This window comes from Orrella marina (assembly GCF_003058465.1).
In the GTDB taxonomy this organism is placed as follows: domain Bacteria; phylum Pseudomonadota; class Gammaproteobacteria; order Burkholderiales; family Burkholderiaceae_B; genus Algicoccus; species Algicoccus marinus.
Genome location: NZ_CP028901.1, coordinates 2,081,497 through 2,103,544, shown reverse-complemented (window position 1 = coordinate 2,103,544; position 22,048 = coordinate 2,081,497). Strand labels below are relative to the sequence as shown.

Sequence of the window (22,048 nt, the reverse complement as noted above, 5' to 3'; positions counted from 1 at the left end):
TGGCATTGCACTACTTCTCTGTATCTGGACCCTTGTAAGAAGATGAATCACCAAAGCCTGGTCGGGCAGTTTGCTCATATTGTGGGTCCGGACGGAATCATTTCGGACAAGACCGAACACGATGCCTACGTCCGGGACTGGCTGGGCAAGTGGACGGGTCTGACGCCTGTGGTCGTCAGACCGAGAAGCACCACCGAGGTATCGGCCGTGCTCAGACTGTGTCATCAGACACACACACCTGTAGTCACTCAAGGTGGAAACACTGGCATGAGTGGTGCGGCGACGCCCGACACGAGCAACTCCCAGGTCGTGCTGAGCCTGACCCGCATGAAGCGCATCCGCGATGTCGACCCGATTAACAACACCATGACCGTCGATGCGGGCGTCACGCTCGCGCAAGTGCAACAGGTGGCTACCGATGCAGACCGTTTGTTTCCGCTGAGTCTGGGGGCACAGGGCAGTTGCACCATCGGTGGTAACGTGGCCACAAACGCGGGTGGTTCCGGTGTGCTTCGTTACGGTAATACGCGTGATCTTGTGCTGGGTCTGGAAGTCGTATTGCCAGATGGCAGGGTCTGGAATGGGTTGCGGGCTTTAAGGAAAGACAATACGGGATACGACCTGAAGCATCTCTTTATCGGGTCGGAAGGTACTCTGGGTGTTGTGACTGCCGCAGTTCTTAAAATGTATCCGGCAGTTCGAAACCGGCAGACAGCATGGATTGGTTTCGAGCGCCTTGCCGATGTGGTGGATGCCTTGCGCGGATTGCAGGATATTTGTGGCGATTCCTTGACTGCATTCGAGATGATGACTCAGGCAAGCCTGGATCTTGTACTAGGTCATTTCAACTCGGCACGCAGTCCCCTTCAGAGTCCTGTGGCGTTTCACGTGCTCGCAGAAGTCAGCCATACGTCGGCGACGGCAGCCACGACGCCGTTTGAAGATGCTTTGCAGGCACTAATCGAACGCGGCCTGGCGGTGGATGTGGCGCTGGCGAGCTCAACCGCACAGGCTGTCGAAATGTGGGGATTGCGTGAAGGCATCTCGCCCGCTCAAGTTGCAGCCGGACATGCCATCAAGCATGACATTGCTTTGCCAATCTCGAGTATTCCCCAGTTTGTGCAGGAGGCCGATTCCATCTGCGCCGACGTCCGGCCAGAGTTCACCGTCATCAACTTCGGGCACATTGGAGATGGCAACCTGCATTACAACGTGCTCGCGCCCGCATCGCTGGGCGAGAAGTCATACAAGCAGGCGGTCGAACAGCTGAATCGTTTGATACATGATCTGGTTGCACAATACGGAGGCAGTATCAGTGCCGAGCATGGTGTAGGGCAGTTGCGACGTGATGAACTCAAGCGCTATAAATCCAGTGTCGAGATGGACCTCATGATGACGATCAAGCGATCGCTCGATCCAAACCATCTCATGAATCCCGGGAAACTGCTTTGATGTCCTGCACGGTTTTTTCCTTTCAACAGAAAGTCTTTGTCGACAAAAAGGTCTGTACACGATCCTAAATCTGGTTTTATCCTGATCGGAAACTCTAGATTGCGAACAGTGATGCATCGTTACATCGTGCCGTGTAGAGATTGTTTTAACCCTGGAGGTTGAGCGGCAAAACCTGGATCTGGATAGGAGAACGCGTGATCGACAAAACCATTTTGCATTACGACCAGCATGCCCGGCGGTATCAGTCGCAGTATGACTCGGTCGCAGCGGCCGATGTGCATGCAGAATGGGTCGGCGTTCTCGAGCGTCTACAACCTGGGTACGCGCTGGATGTGGGGGCTGGCAGCGGGCGAGACGCGGCCTGGCTTGATCGCATTGGCTGGCGGGTGACTGCTGCCGAGCCGTCACCGGCGTTGCGCGAACTTGGACGGCAGCGAACAGGAAGCACAGTTCAATGGTGTGATGCCCGTCTACCAGGACTCGAGGGCCTGGCTGCACCAGCTCGAGAATATGACCTGATTCTCCTGTCGGCGGTCTGGATGCATCTGAAACCAGAGCACCGGCCTCGAGCATTTGCCCGACTCGACGGCATATTGTCCCGGCAGGGTGTGCTGATCATCACTTTGCGTTTCGGCGCACCGGATCCGGACCGACCCATGTATGCAGTGAGTGCACAGGAGGTGGAGCGACTTGCGCATGCCTGTGGGCGGTCGTTTCATGCCCTGAGCGAAGGGTTGGCGCCAGACCGACTCCGGCGCAGTGAGGTGCGCTGGCAGACCGTCTGTGTCGCCAGCGAGGGATGGAATCCGCCCTGATGGCTGCAGCGAACGTTTCATCGTTTCTGGTGACCGGGGGTGAGCATCATCAGCTTTTGCCGGCACTACGTCGAGCACTGGTTCAGGCAACCGAGATCGAGATTGCCGTTTCGTTCATCCGCAAGACTGGTCTTGATCTGATTTTCGGGGACCTCGAAGCCGCACTCCTGTCCGAGAGCAGACATGTGCGTTTAGCCGTTTTGACCAGTGACTATCTGAGTGTGACCGATCCGATTGCGCTCAGACAACTGATGTTGCTGGCCGAGCGTGGAGCAGACATCCGGGTGTTCCAGACCGGGCCTGGTGACAGTTTTCATCTCAAAGCGTACATCTTTGTGAAGTCAGAACAAGGCGCGATGGTCAGCGCTGATGTGTTCGTCGGATCGAGCAATCTCAGTAAGAAAGCACTCACGGACGGTCTGGAGTGGAACTACCACCTTAGCTACCCGGATGAGCACGATCCCTCGTCCGACAAGCGTGTCGCGCAGGTCCGGCAGGGGTTTGCGACCTTGAATCAACACCCGCAGGTCGTGCCGTTGAGTTCTGTGTGGATTGATGAGTATCAGACCCGGTACGACAATGCGCGCAAGATCGTGCCGATCGATGTTGTCAGACCCGAGGTTGATGTTGCATCACCCGGTAAGCCGACTCCCAGACCACATCAGGTGAGTGCGCTTGAGGCCTTGAAACTGGCTCGCGCGAGAGGACTGCGCAAGGGGCTGGTGGTGCTCGCGACAGGACTTGGTAAAACCTATCTGGCAGCCTTTGATGCCATACAGGCCGGCGCAAAACGAGTGCTCTTTGTCGCGCACCGCGAAGAGATTCTGCTGCAGGCACAAGTCAGCTTTCTGAACGTCATGCCAGACCAGCGGATCGGCCGGTTCACCGGCAAGCAAAAGGACGATCACGTGGATCTGCTGTTTGCCTCGGTCCAGACGCTCGCTAGAGAGTCCCATCTCGAGCGTTTTGGTAGGGATCACTTCGATTACATTGTGGTCGACGAGTTTCACCACGCTGCGGCAGGTACATATCAGAAACTGCTGTCCTACTTCGAGCCAGAGTTCCTGCTGGGACTGACCGCGACGCCGGACCGCTCGGATGGATCAGACATCCTGCATCTATGTGATAACAATCTGATCTTCAGGTTCGATCTGTTTGATGGGATCGAGGCCGACCAACTCTGCCCATTCAGCTACTACGGTATTTTCGACCGGGATGTCGACTATCAGCACATTCCATGGCGAAACGGCCGTTTCGATCCGGATAGCCTGTTTGCGCAGCTCGCGACTCGGTCGAGGGCCCGTCATGTGTTTAACGAGTGGAAATCCAGGGCGAAATCGAGAACGCTCGCGTTCTGCGCTTCGCAAAAACATGCGGATTACATGGCGGATTTCTTCCAGCATGCGGGAGTACCCGCACTTAGCGTCCATAGCGACTCGCAAGTTACGCGCTCGCAGGCATTGCATCAACTTGCTCGCGCGGTCGTGCGGGTTGTGTTCTCGGTGGATCTGTTTAATGAGGGCGTGGACTTGCCTGAGATTGACACGGTGATGATGCTGCGCCCAACCGAATCCAGGGTTCTTTTTCTACAGCAACTGGGTCGGGGACTGCGTCTGAGTGACACCAAGGATCGACTGGTTGTCGTTGACTTTGTAGGAAATCATCATAGTTTTCTGAATCGTCCCGAGCTATTGCTGGGACACCAGTTCGCACACAAACCTTCCCGTCGGGAGCTGGTGAGTTACTTGCACAGGTCTGATCTCAAGCTTGCAAAGGGTTGCTTCGTCAACTACGACCTGGGCTTCATCGAGTTTCTGGATGGTCTGGTCAAGGACAGGTTAGATCGACAGTACACGGCGACCAGGGCGAGCCTGGGGCGTCGCCCTACCATCACCGAACTGGCGCAAACCGGTGTCAACCTGACGAACCTGCGGCGCAATCATGGCTCCTGGTGGGAGTATCTGGATGAACAGGGTGATGCCACACCGGATGAGATGGCTGTCATCGAGCGTCACGCGCAGTGGTTCAGGGACCTGACCGTGACCCGGGTCGTTCGGTCCTACAAGCTCATCTTGTTGAAGACTTTGATTTCTCGGGAAAAGCTGGATCAGGAGGTGGCGATCGACAGTCTCGCAGTCTGGGGAAAAGACTGGTTCTTGCGAAACCCGGCCTGGCAACGTGACCTGCCTGCATCGTTGCAGCCGCTTTCCAGTTTGTCAGACCGACGGTGGGCTAATCAATGGAAGAAGATGCCAGTCCACTACTGGTGCACGCCTGAGCCCGGCTCTGCGATTGCCTGGTTTGCATCTGATGGATCCGTTTTCAGGTTCACTCAGACTGTGTTGCCAGATGAGACAGGCACATTGAGTCGGATGACCGATGAAATCGTTAACTGGCGGCTCGGTCAGTACGGTCAGTCTCTCTTTGCTGATTCAGCCAGTGACGGTGAGTGGCGATAGGCCTCTGCAGGCTATTACTGTGATTGCCGATATTGTGACTGGTCATATGGCGCTATTCGGGTTCTTGTTCAGACCCCTCGAAAACCTGTGCGAAGCGATCAGGGAGAGCTGGAGCGGTTTGTCAGCAAACTTGTGATGAGGTTGTCCAGGCGCCTGGCCAGAACAGTATGACGGTGGCTGTCACGCCAGATCTGGGCACCAGGTTGCAGGCTTTCGATATTCTGTGGGCAGGTTCGCAGGGTGTAAATCAGCTGAGCAATGCCGTCTGCCATTTGCGCTGGACGGATGCCGGGCAACTTGCTGACATATGGCCCCACATCTTCAAAGATCGCGAGCGGAGTAACGGCGACTACTCTGGCAGCAGCGAGTCCGTAACGTACGGCGCCGCTGGCTGATTCCTCGGTCGTCTGGTAAGGGTACACGATGATATCGGCACCTGATAACAGTTCAAGGCTGTCCGTATCTGACAGAAACTGGTCATGCAGCTCGATGTGCTTTTCCAGATTCCTTCGTTTGATGGTGCTTCGGATCTGCTGGGCAAGATCTGCGGAGGACTGGGTGGGGTAACGTGCGTTAACCATACGCAGTTTCACGTCCAGTCCTTGCTGTCTGAGCAGTTCCAGAACTTCGATTATCTCTGGCAGTCCTTTTTGAGGCAGACAGAAGCCGTAGGTGGCCAGAACAATTTGCCTCTGACCAATTGGTGCGAAGCACCGGGATCCGTCTGGGATGTCCAGAATCCCATGCGGAAAAAGCGTGACGTTCTCGGTCAGTCCCAGTGTCTTGAGCCGGTTCAGATCGTGAGTGCTGTGAACGAGCAACCTGTCGCAGCGCGCAAGTGCCGGCACAAGGTTCATCAGGCGCTTGTCGCGCCGGTTACCAGGGTCTGCGGTGGCATGCATCATGACGATGATTGTGCGCCCGGCATCCACTTCGCCATTCAGGAAGTTTGCAAATGACGTGAAGTCGAACAGGCCGTAGTTGAACTGGATGACCAGAACATTCAGGCCTCGATCACGAATAGCCAGTTGTAACTCGATAGGATTCGAGGGGTCTTCGCTCACCCAGCAGCGCTGGACGTGTCGTTCATCCGGCCTGACCGTGGATGCGGTGTTTGAAGCAAGTACGGTCACACGCGTTGACATATGTCTGACCAGGTGCTCGGAGTAAGTGGCGATGCCACACATGGCGTTCCAGGTCGTGACCCAGCCAATGCGAGGTCTCGGGGGGAGAGGTCTGTTCCGAAATCGTCGCACCGATTCGACCAGACGGGATGCTGACTGATCCCATCGCCAGTTTGATTGAAGCCGGTTCTGGCCTGCCAGAATACGAGCCCTTCGCAGCCTCTCAGGTGCCTGGTAAACCTCACGCATGACTGATGCAAGGTGGCTTGTGTCAGGCTCTGCCCAGATGGAGTCGGTCAGTCCGAGATGACTTTGGGCTCTGGCGAATTTGTAGTCAACCATCCAGGCAACAGATTCATCACAGAAGTCGGTCTGCCCACCCCACGCAGTCGTGATGACCGCCAGTCCGGACAGCAAGCCTTCAGCAAGGGGTAGACAGAACCCCTCCGCACGACTTGGATTGACCAGCGCGTGACATTGTTCATACAGATTCTTGAGCTGGCGGTCACAGAGGTCTTCTTCGATGATCTCGACGTGTGGGTAGTCAGATCGTCGCCCGCGGGCCTGTGCCAGCCATGTGTGAACCTCATTGTGCGGATTGCGGATGGTCTTGATGATCAGGGTGACATCATCCTCACTGGAAAATGCGATGCCATAGGCTTGAAGCAGGCAGTCCACGCCCTTTCTCGGAAAGCATGAGGAAACATGGAGAAACCTGAATGACCTGCCAGACACACTGATCCCGGGCTGGGATGTTAGTCCTCTCCAGTGGTCCGTGCCCAGCCCGGTGACGGCTATAGGAACAGTGACGCCGTTGTCAATCAGGATCTTGCGAACGTGATGTGAGACAACCGAGATGCCGTCAAGATGGTGAATGAACTGATGGACCCATGACTGGGGAAACTCGCTTTCCTCCCAGGCATACGCATGCAGGCAGCGTATGGATCTGCTCATGCTGTGAACCCTCGGCGGATAAAGATTGCGGCTTGTCACATGCAGTTTGTATGGTTTGCGCTGTTGGGTGCGCAAGTGCATTTCGTTCAGATCTGGATTGCGTAGCAGAAACGAGCCATCGGGATCAAAGTCACCCGGGCCTTCGGTACTTTTTAATGCCACGCAGTGGCCAAGTTCAGTGAGCGATCTGGCTGTCTCCCGGTTGACCAGGGCCAGGCTGTAACTGCTATCGAAAGGACCCTCCAGCCGCCAGTTGAGGGTTTCAGGCAGATTGCGCCAGCGCATGGCTCTAAACCACAGGGCTTCAGTTCCGTCCCGCAGGTCCAGCAAAGCAGCCTGGAGCCGCAGGCAGGCCCGCATCGTCAGTCTCCGGATTCGAGCTGGGGAAAGGTTCAACGCACATTTCCTCACGGTGTATCGCCTGCGCGGGGGCAGCATGTTATCGGGTAGCTATAAGCCGATTGAACGCCACGCCCTTCGAGCCGAACTGAAGTGAACTCAGATCAGAGGTGTCTGGTGGCAAGTCAGCCATATCGTAGCCTTCCATTATCACCCTGCGCGAATCCGGGACGGGTTGACTGCGTACTCTGGTGAGAGGGATATTTTGTGCTGCAGGCTGCGTGATGGACTCCTCGTTGAAACAGAAGTCTGGCCTGAAACGGTCAATTCTAGATCAAGGCTGGGCGCAGTTTCGCCGGCAACTCGAGTACAAGGCGCGTACGGGCTGGTGGGTTTGTTGTTGCCGTTGCGCCCCGATACGCCAGCCAGACCTGTTCGTGTTGTGGCCATGAGTCGAAAGGCAACCGCCAGACGCAAGCGCGTTTCGTGTGTGTCGGTTGGGATTTTGAAGGAAAAGCCGACCTGGTTGGCGCAATCAATATTCTAGTGCGAGGGCATCGAGTTTTAGCCTGTGCAGAGTCGGTGCAGTCAGGCCCCTCGATAAAGCAGGAGTTCACTGAAGCGTCACTGACCATCGGCCAAAGCGAAGTAGGAATCGCGGTCCTTTTGGGGAGACGTTGATGCAAATAACTTAGTTGCTCAGGCAAAACGAATGGCTGTATAACAAGATCGATTGCTCAATCATTGATCAGTGGATGTCTGCGTGCAAGCTGACAGCTACGGTTTTTGTCGCGGTTGGGGTGTATGTAGCCTGACAGGCTGCTTAAGTGTCTTACTGACATGTTTTCAGAGAAATGCCGAGGCGGATCTTTCCATGACGACCAGCGCGATCAAAGTTGACCTGACAGCACAGAAGAAGGCATTTCTCGAAAGCAAGGATGCCTATCTCTTTACCGTAGCATTTGATGGCGCGACAGCATACTGGTCAACTATCTATGACGCGGCCAGCAAGAAGGCAAGTGCCAGCGCCACGATTCCGCTGATCAATAGCGGCAAGTTGTATGTGGTTCAGACCAATGCTGATCTGGCCAGCATTCAGAAGCAGATCACCAAAGAGGCCGATCTGGCTCCGAGTACGTCGACAACAGCGACCGACCAGTTTCGCTACGACTCGTTCGAGTATGCGCTCGATCCGGCAGATGCCGGTGGCACACCACAAGGCAACCTGACGTCAGTCAACGGCTTCGGATTTCCGATGTCGCTGCGGGTCGACTACACCAATGGCAGTTCAGCGATGACCGCAGGTTACGGAGTCTCCGGCAACACGCTTCTCGCAGACATGCACTCGGCGGGTTCGCCTTTGATCAAGTTCAGCTCGGGTCCGCTGGCGGACGAGTTTCTCTACGCGGGGTCGCCTTCAACGGCGTCACAGGGTTTGTATGTCAGGCCGACGGAATACACCGACGCTCACTGGACAACCTATCTATCCAAACTTGGGGAACATCTCAAGGACAATCCCGTCAGGATTGCCGGAATATTCAATGGTGCCCCGGACGCCACCGGTGAATGGCACAACCAGGGCTTCTATAACTATCGTGCGTCCTACGATGAGGCAACCCGAACGTATATTCTGACGCCTGACGTCAACAGTCAGATCAAGGGCACGATCAAGATCAGTTCGGCGGATCTGGCCAGGAATATCTATGCAATTGACGCGTCGACAAAGGCAGACATTTACTCGGTCGTAAACGGCAAGGAAACGTTCTACAAATCAGAGTTTCTCGGTGAGAATGATCAGTACGGTGCAATTTTTACCCAGTTTCTAACGGGACTGGACCTCGGCTACCTTGGGCAGAGGGGGGCGACACCGACCTCCATGACTGATGAGGTCAACCTTGATTACAACTGGAACTGGAGTCCCGTCTACGCATTTGGCAGCAATCTGAAGTCCGGGGACATCGCGCCGACCTATGATGAATACTCAAAGGTATTCTTCGATAAATCGAACTCGTACGGCTCGCAGTATTCAGACAACGCCATGAGCCAGTATCCGGTTGGTGGCCCGTTGTTAAATCTTTTTCAGACGGTAAACGGCGTCAATCAGAATGTCAGTGCAGACCAGATCACGCTGACGATTTTTGATGATGCGCAGACCCCGTCAGGCTATGTCAAGCCGGTGCTTTATGACTATATCGCGCCGCCTTCCAAGTCGGGTTACGCAACTTTTCCGGACATGAGCAATGCAACATTCGGCAATATGGTGCTGAATCTTGGCATTCCGGCAGGAACACCGGCGGGCGATCCTTCGGTTCCGTCAAACAGGCTTGGGCAGACTTCCTGGTTCGCAGACCCTTCCAAGTTTGCATTCTCATATCAGTATCTCGTGGGCAAGGACTCCTGGTCCAATCCCGCCTATATTTACTCTGACGCAGGCAAGGACGAGGAACTCTGGTCACAATGGAGCCTGAGTTCGGAAGGTGGGCGCGCCGGACTCACCGCCAACACATCCTATGGTCAGCAGGGTGTCGGGTCCATGCTGATCAACGACATCCCGCTGAGCACGAAAGAGGGAGACATTAACTGGCATCGTCTGACGGTTTATGACAAGACGGTTTCCAAATGGGAAACAAAGGGGGCGCTCAAAACGTTCAACATGTTCACCACCTCGGATGGAAGCGGTGGGTTCTACTACCACGATGGAAAGCTGGCCATTGATGGCGGGGCCCAGTTCACTTCGATGTCTCAGGATTCCGGGCCGAGTGCAACGCTGAATCTGGCTGCTGGATCGGGTGCTTTTTTTGATCCGGCACTGCTGTACGCGTTTCCGAGTTCTGGTCAGGCTTATGCAATGTCAGGCAGCGTCCCTGCAGCACCGGTCGTTGGTGCACTAGACCATTCCAAACAGTTTGTCGCAGCGACCGGGCAGTCCAGCATGATTAATCCGAGTGCGATAGTAGAGGGAAACAACGCTGTCTTTGGCTGGACCGGTTTGAACCCGGCCTCCAGGACGGGTGCCGATGCGTGGATTGGCCATTACACCAACAAGGTCTCAGCTCAGCATACGGTCAAAGTTACCTGGCATCTGTTCTCAGGAAGGGATCAAGGTACCGCTGGAAGTCTGGAAGCGGCTGCCGATATCGATGGAAGGTGGATGACAGGGATGACACACATTGCGCCTGGAAAGTACAGCGTCACGATGACCGAGTATTCGATGGTCGACGGCAAGAGTGTCCAGTTCGCTCAGACCAGCAATCCATTGACGCTGACTGTGGATGGACGAGGGGAACAGGGGCAGGCGATGAGTGATGCTTACCTTGTACAGTCTCCCGCTGTCCTCAAAGTGAGCCAGACTGATGGCGTACTGACCAATGATCTGGGCGCACCCGAGTCAGCGACCCTGCTCAATGGTCCGGCCTATGGTCACCTGGCGTTCAATAAAAACGGTTCGTTCACCTATACGGCTGATAAGGGTTTTGTGGGGCTGGATTATTTCGATTACCTCGCCCATAAGGATCTTGGAGATGGTCAGATTGAGTCATCCGTGTCCAGAGTCAAACTGCAGGTCGTGCCGGAGATCGGAGAGCTTGCTGGAGCAATGGGAGACTACTCGTTAGTAGGGCTTGGAGCGTACGGCTACCTTCACCATGGAATCGACCAGGATCTGGCTGACGTGTATCTTGGCTTGCTCGATGAGTATGAGGAGCAGGGACTGTCTGCACAGCAGTCTTTTTACAGTCTGGCCAATGTGCTTGGGGAAAGCGAGCGGGCTCGCATGCTCTATCCCTTTCTTCAGAACCCGACCACCGAGGAGTCTGATATCAACGCGTTTCTGGATACGGTCTATCAGGTCCTGTTCAATCGCGTGCCAGATGATGTGGGAAGGGCCTACTGGGTTGATGATATTCAGAAGGCGATCAGGCGTGGTGACGACATCGACCCGTATGTGTTCACTATCATGAACGGCGCACAGGAGCCTGACATGCAGGTGCTAGCCGCCAAGAGCTTGATTGCCAAGGAAACACTGTTTCAGCAGTATCAGCACGATAGCAATCTGAGCGCGCAGGAGTCGGGAGATATTCTGGCTGAAGTGATGCCATTGAACCTTTTGCCATCCATGGTAAACGTCTACAACGATGCGATTGTCTGAGCTGCTGGCGCCGGCTCGGGCGCGCAGTGGCGCTTCAGTGCGTCCGGTTTGTCAGGCGCAACCCGCATTGGTCGGCGAATACTTCAAGCATCTGGTCCTGCAGGACATTGCGAGATCCTTGCTCAAGCATCAGATCGTCTAGTGCGAAAAGCAGTTCCGGGCGTTGCGATGCGGTGATCTTCGATTCTGTTGCCTTCGCAATCAAGGCTGTCAGTGCGAGAATCCGAACTGCAGTGGTTGTCCCTGGCTGCTTATGCTCTGCGGCATCCGTGTGATCAGCTTTGTCAGGCTTGTTGCGATCTCGTGTCAGTGCATGCTCGATGAGTGCACCGATTCGCTGGTGTGTTTCCTGGTCGAGTGTCCGACGGTGCTTTCTTACAGTCAGGTGTTGCGCAAGTGGCCAGTCGCTTGTGCGACTGGCATCGAGTGCGCTGTGGCCACGTGCAACTGAGAGAAACATTAACTCGTTTGCATGAATGACATCATCTTGCGACCAGTCATCGATAGCTTGTTGCACGGTGTGGTCGAGCTCGAGTCTTGTCTGACGCAGCCTGCGTTTGCGCCAGATGTGGGCAATGTCATCAAGTGTGTCGGGTATTTTTGCGGTCAGATTCCATAGATGTGTTGCCAGCCAGACGATGACGTTGATCAGAAGGATACACAGATTGATCGCCAGTGAGGCCAGTGCCACGACGCCTGTGATTGCAAGCATGACCATCTGGATGAATAACGCCTTCTGTCCGCGAACCTGGACCCCGAAAAGTTTTGCAGACGATCGATTCGGTTTGATCCAGTTGATGGTGCCAAACGGATTGCGGGTCGAGACGGTCATACCAGTCTTCGAGACATTCAACCGGGTCGGGCCTGAGCCGTAACGTCCGCGAAACACCAGTCTGCCGTTTTGAAACGCAAGCTGGGTCTTTCTGCCAAGTCGGTGAGAAACTCTCAAACCATGCCTGGTGTTGGCAGTCAGATTCAGGCCTGCGGCTCGGGTCTGAGCTCGTAGCGATATGCCACCAGTTCGACTGGCACGCAGGAATTTGCCCTCGTGGGCAATTCGTTTCTGTCGACCGTAACGATCCTTCTCGCCGATGCCAAGCAACGCCATGAGCTCTGACTCCCGCTAGTTATCTCCCCTGCGCAATGTTTAGCATAGCGCCGAATGTGAACGCAAAGGACTAAACGGTCTATATGTCTTGAATAAGTCTTGTCGGCGTTCTTTAGCCGAGCGTCATTCTGGATAAGGCCGACGCTTCCTGGCGCATAGATTGCGCCAGATCCGTCGTGAAGTCCTGATCGAACTGCGACGACAGGCCGGCAGCCACCAGGGTATGGGACAGGCGTCCACTCGGTGCCAGGACAGGAACAGCGAGAACGGTGATTCCTCTCAGAAAGTTGTCGCGATCAATACTCCAGCCCTGTTCCTTTGCAAGTTCGACCTCCATCTTCCAGTCCGTGAAAGCAGGGCGTCTGTCCCAGGCAATTGCATCGAACTTCTGGCGCAGGCTGCTCCAGGGCGCATTGCTGTGTGCGGCGATCAGGCGACCTGTGGCACTGACCAGCGTGTTGAACTGACTGCCGACATCGGTGTGAATCCGGAATGGCTGGGCTGAATGAGATATCCCCAGCACCACCACCGATTCCTGCGCCGTCACTTCGACAAACATGGCCGTGACTCCGAAACTGGAGGCGATCCGGTCCAGAGCAGGCTGAGCCCGCTCAGCGAAGCTGCCCTTTTCCAGAACGCTTCTGGCCAGCGTGATCATGCCACCTCCTAGTACGTATCGCTTGGTGTCTGCATCGACTTCGATGAGCTCTTCACTGACCAGCACGCGAAGAATGTGCAGTGTTGTGGACGGCACCAGTCCGAGTTCGTCAGCGATGGCTTTCACGCCAAGCGGTTGCTCGGATTCTCCGAGCAGACGAAGGATGGCGATGGCTCTTGATACTGCGGGTACGGGACGGACACGCGCCGGCTTTTTGGTGGGGGAAACAGTGGACATAGTCGCTCCTGAGCAGGTCCGCGGACCACGGTCTGTCGTTTGAGTGGATGTTTTCTAGAAAATTTTTGGAGAATAGTTATTGTATACCGACAAAATAATTTCATATTTTCGAGTAAGACGATCATCCATTTTTATATGTCTGAGTGACGCAGCATGGTCATCTCCGGACGCATGGATGGATTGCAAGGCGGGATCTAAACTCGCCCATGGTGAAATTTAATACCATGATTTATAACAAAAAAATTTAAACCGTGGCCTCCCTATACTGAACAGCGATGGAATCAGAAGTGTGACATATGCTGCCAATCCAGAATCCTTGAAATCAATCAGCGTTGTTGATTGAACAGTATATTTTGTATATATACAATTTAATAATTCATTTGACAAAAATAAATCGATGCAGCCATACTGGACTCATATCAACAACAGCCTTGGTCCAGATCATGACCCTACTTACCGATTACCAGAGTTATGCGGATGCGCAGCAACATTTTTCCCCGGAGAAATTGTGGGACCTGTTTGATGGAAACCGTGATTCGTTCAACATCGCCCATGAGTGTGTTGACCGGCACGCCACAAGTGGCCGCGATGCACTGATCGTTGCCCATGCGGATGGCACCGACGAGATCATCAGCTATGCGGAGCTGTCAGCGGAGTCGTCACGGTTTGCGCATTTCCTGAAGGAGCAGGGCGTCAATCGCGGGGATCGGGTTGCCATCATGCTTGACCCCTCCAAGGCCTTCTATGTCGCGATGTTCGGTGTCATCAAGCACGGCGCGATCGCAGTGCCGATGTTCACCTTGTTCGGACCGGATGGCATTGCCTTGCGAGTGAACGATTGCAAGCCGGTCATGCTGCTTACGCACGCCCACAAGGCACAGGATGTTTCCGGTGTCAGCCAGTCGGTGAACGTGCAGATCTATGACGCGGAGTTTGAGCGCTCGCTGAGTGGATTCTCCGACACATACCCGGTTCAGTCGCACAGTAATGAGCTTGCTGTGTTTCAGTACACATCGGGCACCACCAGGGAGCTGCCTGAAGCGGTCAAACATTCCCATCGGGCACTCGTGACGCTGATGGTCGCTGCGCTGTACGGAACAGGCCTTCGTCCCGGTGACCGTTTTTTCTGCCCGTCCTCACCTGCGTGGGGCCATGGGCTGTGGCACGGTACGCTAGCGCCGCTTGCAATGGGACTGACCGTGGGCGCCTACAGCGGGCGCTTTAATCCGGTTCGACTCATCGAGGCACTCTCCCAGCACAGTTTCACAAACATGTCTGCCGCTGCAACCCACTACCGCATGATCAAAAACAGTGGGGTTGCCAGCAACTACCAGTACAGCTTCGAAAAACTCTCATTCACAGGTGAGCCCATTGATGACGATACCGCTGACTTTATCAAGCGTGTGTTCGGTCTAGAAGTCTGCAGCATGTACGGCACCACCGAGATTGGTGTGGTGCTCGTGAGCTACCCCGGAGCGCCTGATTTTGCGGTCAAGCGTGGGTCGCTTGGAAAGCCGATTCCTGGTGGAAAAGTGGAGGTTCACGATGCAAAAGGGAATGAATGTGCAGTAGGTGACACCGGCGAGATGATGGTCTGGCGTCGCAGCGAATGGGTTCGAACCAAGGACCTGGGGCGTGTGGACGAGGAGGGTTACTTCTACCACGGTGGGCGTGCGGACGATGTGATTATCTCTGCCGGATGGACCATGAGTGCTGTGGAGATCGAGAACGTGATGCTCATGCATCCCGACGTTCTGGAAGCCGCTGCGATTGGTGTGCCAGATTCGCTCAGAGGTCAGGTGGTCAAGGCGTTCATCGTGAGCGGTCGGCCAGAGAGCGCTGAATTTACTGCAGAAATTCAGGATCTGGTCAAGCGAAAGCTAAGCCAGCACGAGTATCCGCGACATGTTGCGATCGTGAGCGAGCTCCCCAAAACCCCTGCCGGAAAGGTGCATCGCAAGGTGTTGCGTGAACGCGAAGCCCAGGCGCTGGCAGCGGCCCAGTCGTGAGTTTTGAATTCATCGTCAGAACATATATCAGTTAGATCAAGCTTACATACCCATAATTGAAAAAGGAGACCTATTGTGTCAACACAGATTGAGCGCAGCTTCCCCAAAATCACCGAAGCAGGCCTTGATGACTTGCGACGTCGTATCGGCGTAAAGATCAACGAGACGGCAGAGCCATGGTGCTACGAAGCCACACGCGACAACATCCGTCACTATGCGCATGGGATCGGTGACGACAATCCACTCTGGTGTGACCCGGCATACGCGGCCAACACCCAGTATGGCGGCATCATTGCGTTGCCAAGTTTTTTGTTCGCAACCAACCGGATTGTGTCGGGATACGTAGGTGGGCTGCCAGGGGTACATGCGATGTGGTCGGGTGCAAACTGGACCTGGCACAAAGTGGTCAGTCGCAATGACGAGATCCGAACCGAGGCCTATCTCAAAGATCTGATCGAACACGACACGCGCTTTGCCGGCCGTGCTGTCCAGCAGATTTACCACGTGGACTTCTTTAATCAGGAAGGCGACAAGGTTGCTGAAGCTGATAGCTGGTGCTTCCGTACCGAGCGAGATCATGCCCGTGAAAAGGGCACCAAGTACAAGGAAGTGCGCGAGCGCGGTCCTCGTCAGTACACGGACGAAGAGCTGCAGGCGGCTTACAACCTGTATCGCAATGAAGAAGTCCGGGGCGCCGTGCCGCGCTACTGGGAAGAAGTGAACGAGGGTGAAGAGCTGCCCGTCATGTTCAAAGGCCCGATGACCGTCACTGGCTTTATCGCGTATGCCCAGGGATGGGGCGGCCTGTACATTCGCGCCAACAAGATGGCATGGAGGCTGATTGATGCACACCCCGGCGTTGGCATCAAGAACCGTTTTGGTATTCCGGATGTGCCTGAGCGCGTGCACTGGGAAGAAGACTTTGCACTGGAAGTCGGGGCACCAGGTGCCTACGACTATGGTCCAGAGCGGACTTCCTGGCTGACCCATCAGCTGACCAACTGGATGGGAGATGCTGGCTTCCTGCACAAGACCACCTGCCAGGTTCGTCGTCACAACCCTGAAGGCGACATGTTGTTCATCCACGGCAAGGTCAAGCGCAAGTTTGTCGAAGACGGCAAACACATGGTCGAAATCGAGCAACAGGCCCGCAACCAGGACGATGAACTCTCAGCGGTCGGAACCGGTATCGTCGTTCTGCCTAGCAAAGGTTAAGGTAAATCATGAGCGCGAACACTAACGGAGCGCTCTGTGGAATCAAAGTGGTCGACCTGACCCGGGTGCTGGCAGGTCCGCTTTGCACCCAGATGCTGGCCGACAACGGGGCCGATGTGATCAAGGTGGAGCCGCCGATGGGTGATGAAACCAGAAAACTCGGCCCACCATTTGGCTCTTGTGGTAACGCAGCCTACTTTTCTGCGCTTAACCGTGGCAAGCGCTCGATCAGTCTGGATCTCTCGAAACCCCGTGCCCAGGCGGTACTGCACACGCTGCTCGATGGTGCCGATGTGCTGGTGGAGAACTTTCTTCCTGGCACCATGGAGAAGTGGGGGATCGGGTATGAGCAGACTTTGAAAGACCGGTATCCGGGACTCGTGTATTGCACAGTGACTGGATTCGGATCAGACGGTCCACTTGGTGGATTGCCCGGATATGACGCGGTCTTGCAGGCGATCTGCGGGGTGATGAGTATCAATGGGTCAACCGAAACCGGCTCGACCCGGGTCGGCATACCCATCGTTGATCACTTGACAGGGTATGTTGCACTGTCAGAGATTCTGATGGCATTGCAGGCTCGCCATCACACCGGACAGGGGCAGCGAGTTGAAGCGGCCCTGTTTGACACTGCGCTGAGCCTTCTGATTCCACATGCGTCAAACTGGTTTGCCTCAGGACGTGAGCCAGAACTGCTTGGCAGTGCACACCCCAATATTGCACCCTACGACAAGTTCAGAGCTCGTGATGGTGAGGTTTTCATTGGCGTGGTCAATGATGGGCAGTTCAGGCGATTCTGCAAGCATGTCGGTCTGGACCCCCTGCTTGAGGATGAGCGTTTCAGCTCCAACGCTCGACGCGTTAGCCATCGCGATGCACTCAAACAGTTAATTGAAGAGGCCATCAGCGGTCACGATGCTCAGGCGTTATGCGAGGCACTCATGCGTGTTGGTGTTCCCGCCGGAAGTGTTAACTCGGTGCCTCAAGCCTTGAATCACCCACACGTCGCACATCGACAAATGGTTGTCACGGATGGTGTGTATCGCGGCTTGCGTTCGCCCATGCGACTACACGGTACGCCTGGGCAGCAAGGCTCTGCACCACCTGCTTTTGCGAAAGATGCTCACCCTATTCTGCGCGAACACGGATATCAGGATGCCGATATCCGTGCGCTGGAAGCGTCTGGAGCGATGCCTGATATGGACGGCGTCGTTTCGAGATAGTTGTGTTCATGCTAAATAAAACTCAATTTTGAGGAGACATCAAGATGCAACGACTTAGTTCTATGATCAAGCCCATTGCCGGTTCCGTTCTGACCGCAGTGTCGTTGGCTCTGGCCGCTCCGGCAGCACTTGCCAACAGCTATCCTGACAAGCCGATCACGATTGTCGTGGCGTATCCCGCCGGTCAAGGTACTGACGTCGCAACCCGCTACCTGGCTGATCTGGTGGCCAAGGACCTGGGTCAGCCGGTCGTCATTGACAACCGTCCTGGTGCAGGCGGCAACATCGGTACCAGCTATGCGGCGCGCGCGGAGAATGACGGTTACACCCTGACCATGGGTACCAACGCGACACACGTGTTGAACCAGTTCCTGTACTCCAACACAGGTTATGAGGCCGACAAGGATTTTGAGCCAGTGCTGCTGGTGGGCGCATTTCCGATGGTTGTGGCCGTCACTACCGATTCGCCTCTGACATCGGTTGAAGAATTGCTGGCTGCGGTCAAGGCCGATCCGCGCGCAGCCGATGTGGCCATGCCGAGCACAACCGCGCGACTGGTGGTGGAGTTGCTCAAGGAAGAGTCTGGGGTCCCATTGTTTGGCGTGCCTTACAAAGGTTCTGCCAACGCGTTGTCGGATCTGCTTGGTGGTCAGATCCAGGTAACAGTCGATACACCCACCGCGACTCGCCCGCACATCGCTGGCAAGAAGCTGCGGCCGATCGGCGTGACCTCAACCGAACCCAGCAAACTCGTACCCGGCGCAACGCCGGTTGCCTCGCAAGGTGTTCCCGGATTTGATGTGACCGCCTGGAACGCACTGTTCGCACCCAAAGGGACCCCGCAGGCGGTGATCGACAAGCTGAACAAAGCCTTCAATGACGTGCTGTCTCGTCCGGAAACCCAGGCCCGGTTACTTGAAATGGGTTTTGAGGTCAAGGGTGGCACACCTGCTGATCTGGATGAATTCACGAGTAGTGAGCGAGTCAAGTGGGAGCCTGTCATCGAGAAGGCCGGACTGAAGATCAACTAAGCAAGGAATCAAAGCGATCGGATGAATGTTCAGGCTCCGCTTGATCCATTGGTCCGACGCACTCGTCCCGGGAGTATCAGTGTGAAACAAGCTTCTAGAACCATCAGTGACAAGTCCACGGTCGATCAGAACACGCATGGATCTGATGTATCCGGGGCTGCCCTGACGGCTGCAGGATGGAAGTCACGCGATATGCCGGGTTTTATGGGTCTGGCAGGTCCGCTCTGGACTCGTCGGATAGAGGATTCGGGTGAGCATCCTGCTAGCTGGCAGTTCGGATTGCTCGTCCAGGCGCGTCATCTGAATCCGGTTGGAATCGTGCATGGCGGCGCGCTGACAACACTGATTGACCATGCGGTAAGTTTGCAGGCCTGGTCGCACAGCGGGCGTCAGCCCTGCGTCACGGTTGAACTCACCACGCATTTTGTGGGGGCGGCGCGTGAGGGGGAGTTTCTTGTCGCAGACGCGCAGGTGACGCATGCAACGCGCAGCATGCTGTTTCTACGGGGGGCGATCAGCGTAGAGGACAGACCGGTCTTGCTGGCCCAGGCAATCATGAAGGTCACGCGCAGCTGACGCATGCGACAGCTGCTGCAAAGAGTGGCCTTCTTCGCTTGAATCTCAGAACCCCTGTGCTGGTCTGCCCGCAAGCCCCGTGTGTGATGCAAGCGGCAAGGTGTTCCGAAAATGCTTGATCAGTGCGAAACTCGAGTTCGCGATCATGGTCGGTTGGTATGGGTTCGGACTGATCTGGACAGAGTCGGTGAAAGCCGGCACAGAATAAATAAAAGCGCAAACACGTGAGGATATATGAGCATCATTCAATCTGCAGTCAATCCGCGCAGCGCGCAGTTCCAGGAGAATGCCGAGGCGATGCGCAATCTGGTTGCAGACTTGCGAGACACGGCAACCCGGGTTTCCATGGGAGGCGGCGAGGCCGCCCGGGCAAAGCATATCGCTAGAGGCAAACTGCTACCGCGAGACCGTATCGGCCATTTGCTGGATCCAGGTAGCCCGTTTCTGGAGATCGGCCAGCTCGCGGCTTATGACATGTACGACAATGATGCGCCATCGGCGGGCATGGTGGCGGGCATTGGCAGGGTGCAAGGTGTCGAGTGCATGATTGTGGCAAATGATGCCACGGTTAAAGGGGGTACGTACTACCCCATCACCGTCAAGAAACATCTACGGGCCCAGGAAATAGCCGAGCAGAACCATCTGCCCTGCATTTATCTTGTCGATTCCGGTGGGGCGTTCCTGCCATTACAGGACGAGGTCTTCCCGGATCGTGACCATTTCGGGCGCATTTTTTACAACCAGGCCAACATGTCGGCCAAGGGGATTCCGCAGGTCGCCGTGGTCATGGGATCCTGCACAGCAGGAGGGGCCTACGTTCCTGCGATGAGTGATGAAACCGTGATCGTTCGCAATCAGGGCACGATCTTTCTGGCGGGTCCACCGCTGGTCAAAGCGGCTACCGGGGAGATTGTCAGTGCTGAGGACCTGGGGGGCGGAGATGTGCATACGCGCCTGTCCGGTGTGGCGGATCATCTTGCCGAGAATGACGCCCATGCTCTCAGTCTTGCCAGGCGGGTCATCGCCAATCTGAATCATCGCAAACCAGGTGATCTGGTGATCGGCAATGCTGAGGAGCCGCTTTACGATCCGAAGGAAATCTACGGGATTGTGCCGAAAGATGCCCGTAGACCTTACGACGTACGCGAGGTGATTGCACGCGTGGTCGATGGGTCGCGCTTTGACGAATTCAAGGCGCGTTACGGCACTACGCTCGTGACCGGATTTGCCCAGTTGTATGGCATGCCAGTCGGAATCGTGGCCAACAACGGCATTCTGTTTGGCGAGTCCGCTCAGAAAGGCGCGCACTTTGTGGAGCTTTGCGGACAGCGTGGTATCCCATTGGTCTTCTTGCAGAACATTACTGGCTTCATGGTCGGGCGCAAGTATGAGACTGGCGGCATTGCCAAGGATGGTGCCAAGATGGTGACAGCGGTTGCAACAGTTCAGGTTCCCAAGATCACCGCCATCATTGGGGGGAGTTTTGGAGCTGGAAACTATGGCATGTGTGGACGTGCGTACAGTCCAAGAATGATGTGGACCTGGCCGAATTCGAGAATCAGCGTGATGGGCGGTGAGCAGGCAGCCAGCGTGCTGGCTACGGTCCGTCGCGATGGAATAGAGGCCAGAGGAGGGCAGTGGAGCAGCGACGAAGAGAACGCATTCAAGATGCCCATCCGGGATCAGTATGAGCATCAGGGACATCCATATTACGCGACAGCGCGCCTCTGGGATGATGGTGTGATTGACCCGGCCCAGACACGCAGGACACTTGGCCTTTCTCTGTCAGCCACCCTGAATGCACCGATCGGACCAACCCGGTTTGGCGTGTTCCGTATGTGATCAGAAAAGTTGTTCCGAACTTTGGCGAACCTCAGAATGTATCTGCGGTTAAAGGAGATAGCGAGAATGGAGAGCAAGACCCTGGAAGTCGATGTGAATCAGGGCGTGGCGACGGTATGGATGAATCGTCCGGAATTGCACAATGCGTTCAATCCAGAGTTGATTGAGGCGTTGACCCAGACATTCAGACAACTGGATCAACAAAGCGATGTGCGAGTGATGGTTCTGGCTGGACGGGGTAAAAGTTTTTCTGCCGGTGCTGACCTGGCGTGGATGAAGCAGGCCGGTCAGGCCAGCGAATCGGAGAACTTTGCGGACGCGATGAAGCTTGCCCTGATGATGCGTACGCTCGCTGAAATGAACAAGCCAACGGTTGCACGGGTGCAAGGTGCGGCACTCGGTGGTGGCATGGGTCTGGCCAGCGCATGCGATATCTGCATTGCGTCCGAGCAGGCATTGTTCGCGACTTCAGAAGTGAAGTTCGGCATCATTCCTGCCGCCATCAGTCCGTATGTGATACGGGCAATCGGAGAGCGCCATGCCTGCCGCTACTTTCAGACTGCGGAGTTGATCAGTGCGCACAAGGCCGTCGAACTTGGGCTGGTTCATGAGGTGGTTGCGGCTGACTCGCTTGATGAGTGTGTGGCAGGGATGGTCAAGAGCTTGCAGCGTGGCGGGCCCCAGTCACAGGCTGCTGCCAAAGACCTGATCCGCGCAGTGGCCAGCCGGCCTGTCACCGATGAGATCGTTCGGGATACTGCGCAGCGGATTGCCAGATTGCGCGCAACGCCTGAGGCCAGAGAAGGACTCGACGCCTTTCTGGCAAAGCGGCCCCCACAGTGGCTGCCCAAGGGCTGAG

The 22,048-nt window shown here is 55.6% G+C and carries 15 protein-coding genes; 12 read left to right on the top strand and 3 right to left on the bottom strand.

The features are described from left to right. Positions 1-42: 42 nt before the first annotated feature. The 3 genes from DBV39_RS09395 (at position 43) to DBV39_RS09385 (ending at position 4,726) form a co-directional block, all read left to right on the top strand. Positions 43-1,452 (top strand): FAD-binding oxidoreductase, encoded by a 1,410-nt coding sequence (locus DBV39_RS09395; RefSeq protein WP_108621315.1) that lies wholly within the window; start codon positions 43-45, stop codon positions 1,450-1,452. A 194-nt stretch (positions 1,453-1,646) separates the two neighbouring features. Next, on the top strand, positions 1,647-2,267 hold the full coding sequence (locus tag DBV39_RS09390; protein ID WP_159078889.1) for a class I SAM-dependent methyltransferase: 621 nt from the start codon (positions 1,647-1,649) through the stop codon (positions 2,265-2,267). Beyond that, entirely contained in the window at positions 2,267-4,726 is a 2,460-nt protein-coding gene (locus DBV39_RS09385) for a DEAD/DEAH box helicase family protein (protein WP_159078888.1), read from the top strand. Before DBV39_RS09390 ends, DBV39_RS09385 begins: the two co-directional genes overlap by 1 nt. A 98-nt stretch (positions 4,727-4,824) precedes the next feature. Here the strand turns inward: DBV39_RS09385 and DBV39_RS09380 are convergent, their stop codons facing one another. Next, the gene (locus DBV39_RS09380) at positions 4,825-7,164 is read right to left on the bottom strand and encodes a glycosyltransferase family 4 protein (RefSeq protein WP_159078887.1); all 2,340 of its coding nucleotides are present in this window, start codon (positions 7,162-7,164) and stop codon (positions 4,825-4,827) included. 312 nt (positions 7,165-7,476) lie between these two features. Here DBV39_RS09380 and DBV39_RS09375 point away from each other — a divergent pair, with 312 nt between their 5' ends. Both DBV39_RS09375 and DBV39_RS09370 read left to right on the top strand, forming a co-directional pair. Next, the gene (locus tag DBV39_RS09375) at positions 7,477-7,824 is read left to right on the top strand and encodes a transposase (protein ID WP_227870917.1); all 348 of its coding nucleotides are present in this window, start codon (positions 7,477-7,479) and stop codon (positions 7,822-7,824) included. 193 nt (positions 7,825-8,017) lie between these two features. Further along, complete coding sequence (locus DBV39_RS09370; RefSeq protein WP_108621311.1) at positions 8,018-11,290, top strand: Ig-like domain-containing protein; 3,273 nt, start codon at positions 8,018-8,020, stop codon at positions 11,288-11,290. 34 nt (positions 11,291-11,324) lie between these two features. Here the strand turns inward: DBV39_RS09370 and DBV39_RS09365 are convergent, their stop codons facing one another. Both DBV39_RS09365 and DBV39_RS09360 read right to left on the bottom strand, forming a co-directional pair. Further along, the gene (locus DBV39_RS09365; protein ID WP_108621310.1) at positions 11,325-12,398 is read right to left on the bottom strand and encodes a DNA-binding protein; all 1,074 of its coding nucleotides are present in this window, start codon (positions 12,396-12,398) and stop codon (positions 11,325-11,327) included. Positions 12,399-12,510: 112 nt separating this feature from the next. Further along, positions 12,511-13,293, bottom strand: coding sequence for an IclR family transcriptional regulator (locus DBV39_RS09360; protein WP_108621309.1), 783 nt, complete (start codon positions 13,291-13,293; stop codon positions 12,511-12,513). Positions 13,294-13,736: 443 nt separating this feature from the next. On the opposite strand from DBV39_RS09360, the gene DBV39_RS09355 reads away from it, so the two are divergent. From DBV39_RS09355 to DBV39_RS09325, 7 genes are all read left to right on the top strand, one after another. Further along, on the top strand, positions 13,737-15,302 hold the full coding sequence (locus tag DBV39_RS09355; RefSeq protein ID WP_108623202.1) for an acyl-CoA synthetase: 1,566 nt from the start codon (positions 13,737-13,739) through the stop codon (positions 15,300-15,302). 75 nt (positions 15,303-15,377) lie between these two features. Continuing rightward, on the top strand, positions 15,378-16,517 hold the full coding sequence (locus tag DBV39_RS09350; protein ID WP_108621308.1) for an FAS1-like dehydratase domain-containing protein: 1,140 nt from the start codon (positions 15,378-15,380) through the stop codon (positions 16,515-16,517). Between the two features lie 8 nt (positions 16,518-16,525). Beyond that, positions 16,526-17,740, top strand: a complete 1,215-nt coding sequence (locus tag DBV39_RS09345) for a CaiB/BaiF CoA transferase family protein (protein WP_108621307.1) — start codon at positions 16,526-16,528, stop codon at positions 17,738-17,740. 44 nt (positions 17,741-17,784) lie between these two features. Beyond that, positions 17,785-18,771 carry a Bug family tripartite tricarboxylate transporter substrate binding protein gene (locus tag DBV39_RS09340; protein ID WP_227870881.1) on the top strand — a complete coding sequence of 329 codons (987 nt, stop codon included), beginning with the start codon at positions 17,785-17,787 and terminating at the stop codon, positions 18,769-18,771. Between the two features lie 81 nt (positions 18,772-18,852). Then, complete coding sequence (locus DBV39_RS09335) at positions 18,853-19,347, top strand: PaaI family thioesterase (protein ID WP_227870880.1); 495 nt, start codon at positions 18,853-18,855, stop codon at positions 19,345-19,347. Positions 19,348-19,581: 234 nt separating this feature from the next. Then, the gene (locus tag DBV39_RS09330; RefSeq protein WP_108621305.1) at positions 19,582-21,189 is read left to right on the top strand and encodes a carboxyl transferase domain-containing protein; all 1,608 of its coding nucleotides are present in this window, start codon (positions 19,582-19,584) and stop codon (positions 21,187-21,189) included. A gap of 66 nt (positions 21,190-21,255) precedes the next feature. Then, a complete protein-coding gene (locus tag DBV39_RS09325) occupies positions 21,256-22,047 on the top strand; it encodes an enoyl-CoA hydratase/isomerase family protein (RefSeq protein ID WP_108621304.1) in 792 nt (263 codons plus the stop codon). Position 22,048 lies beyond the last annotated feature (1 nt).

What these genes read in the sequence shown, in the direction of transcription:
- DBV39_RS09365 (WP_108621310.1), bottom strand. Translation starts at nt 12,398, where the DNA reads ATGGCGTTGCTTGGCATCGGCGAGAAGGATCGTTACGGTCGACAGAAA.
- DBV39_RS09370 (WP_108621311.1), top strand. Translation starts at nt 8,018, where the DNA reads ATGACGACCAGCGCGATCAAAGTTGACCTGACAGCACAGAAGAAGGCA.
- DBV39_RS09395 (WP_108621315.1), top strand. Translation starts at nt 43, where the DNA reads ATGAATCACCAAAGCCTGGTCGGGCAGTTTGCTCATATTGTGGGTCCG.
- DBV39_RS09345 (WP_108621307.1), top strand. Translation starts at nt 16,526, where the DNA reads ATGAGCGCGAACACTAACGGAGCGCTCTGTGGAATCAAAGTGGTCGAC.
- DBV39_RS09380 (WP_159078887.1), bottom strand. Translation starts at nt 7,164, where the DNA reads ATGCGGGCCTGCCTGCGGCTCCAGGCTGCTTTGCTGGACCTGCGGGAC.
- DBV39_RS09385 (WP_159078888.1), top strand. Translation starts at nt 2,267, where the DNA reads ATGGCTGCAGCGAACGTTTCATCGTTTCTGGTGACCGGGGGTGAGCAT.
- DBV39_RS09355 (WP_108623202.1), top strand. Translation starts at nt 13,737, where the DNA reads ATGACCCTACTTACCGATTACCAGAGTTATGCGGATGCGCAGCAACAT.
- DBV39_RS09330 (WP_108621305.1), top strand. Translation starts at nt 19,582, where the DNA reads ATGAGCATCATTCAATCTGCAGTCAATCCGCGCAGCGCGCAGTTCCAG.
- DBV39_RS09360 (WP_108621309.1), bottom strand. Translation starts at nt 13,293, where the DNA reads ATGTCCACTGTTTCCCCCACCAAAAAGCCGGCGCGTGTCCGTCCCGTA.
- DBV39_RS09325 (WP_108621304.1), top strand. Translation starts at nt 21,256, where the DNA reads ATGGAGAGCAAGACCCTGGAAGTCGATGTGAATCAGGGCGTGGCGACG.
- DBV39_RS09340 (WP_227870881.1), top strand. Translation starts at nt 17,785, where the DNA reads ATGCAACGACTTAGTTCTATGATCAAGCCCATTGCCGGTTCCGTTCTG.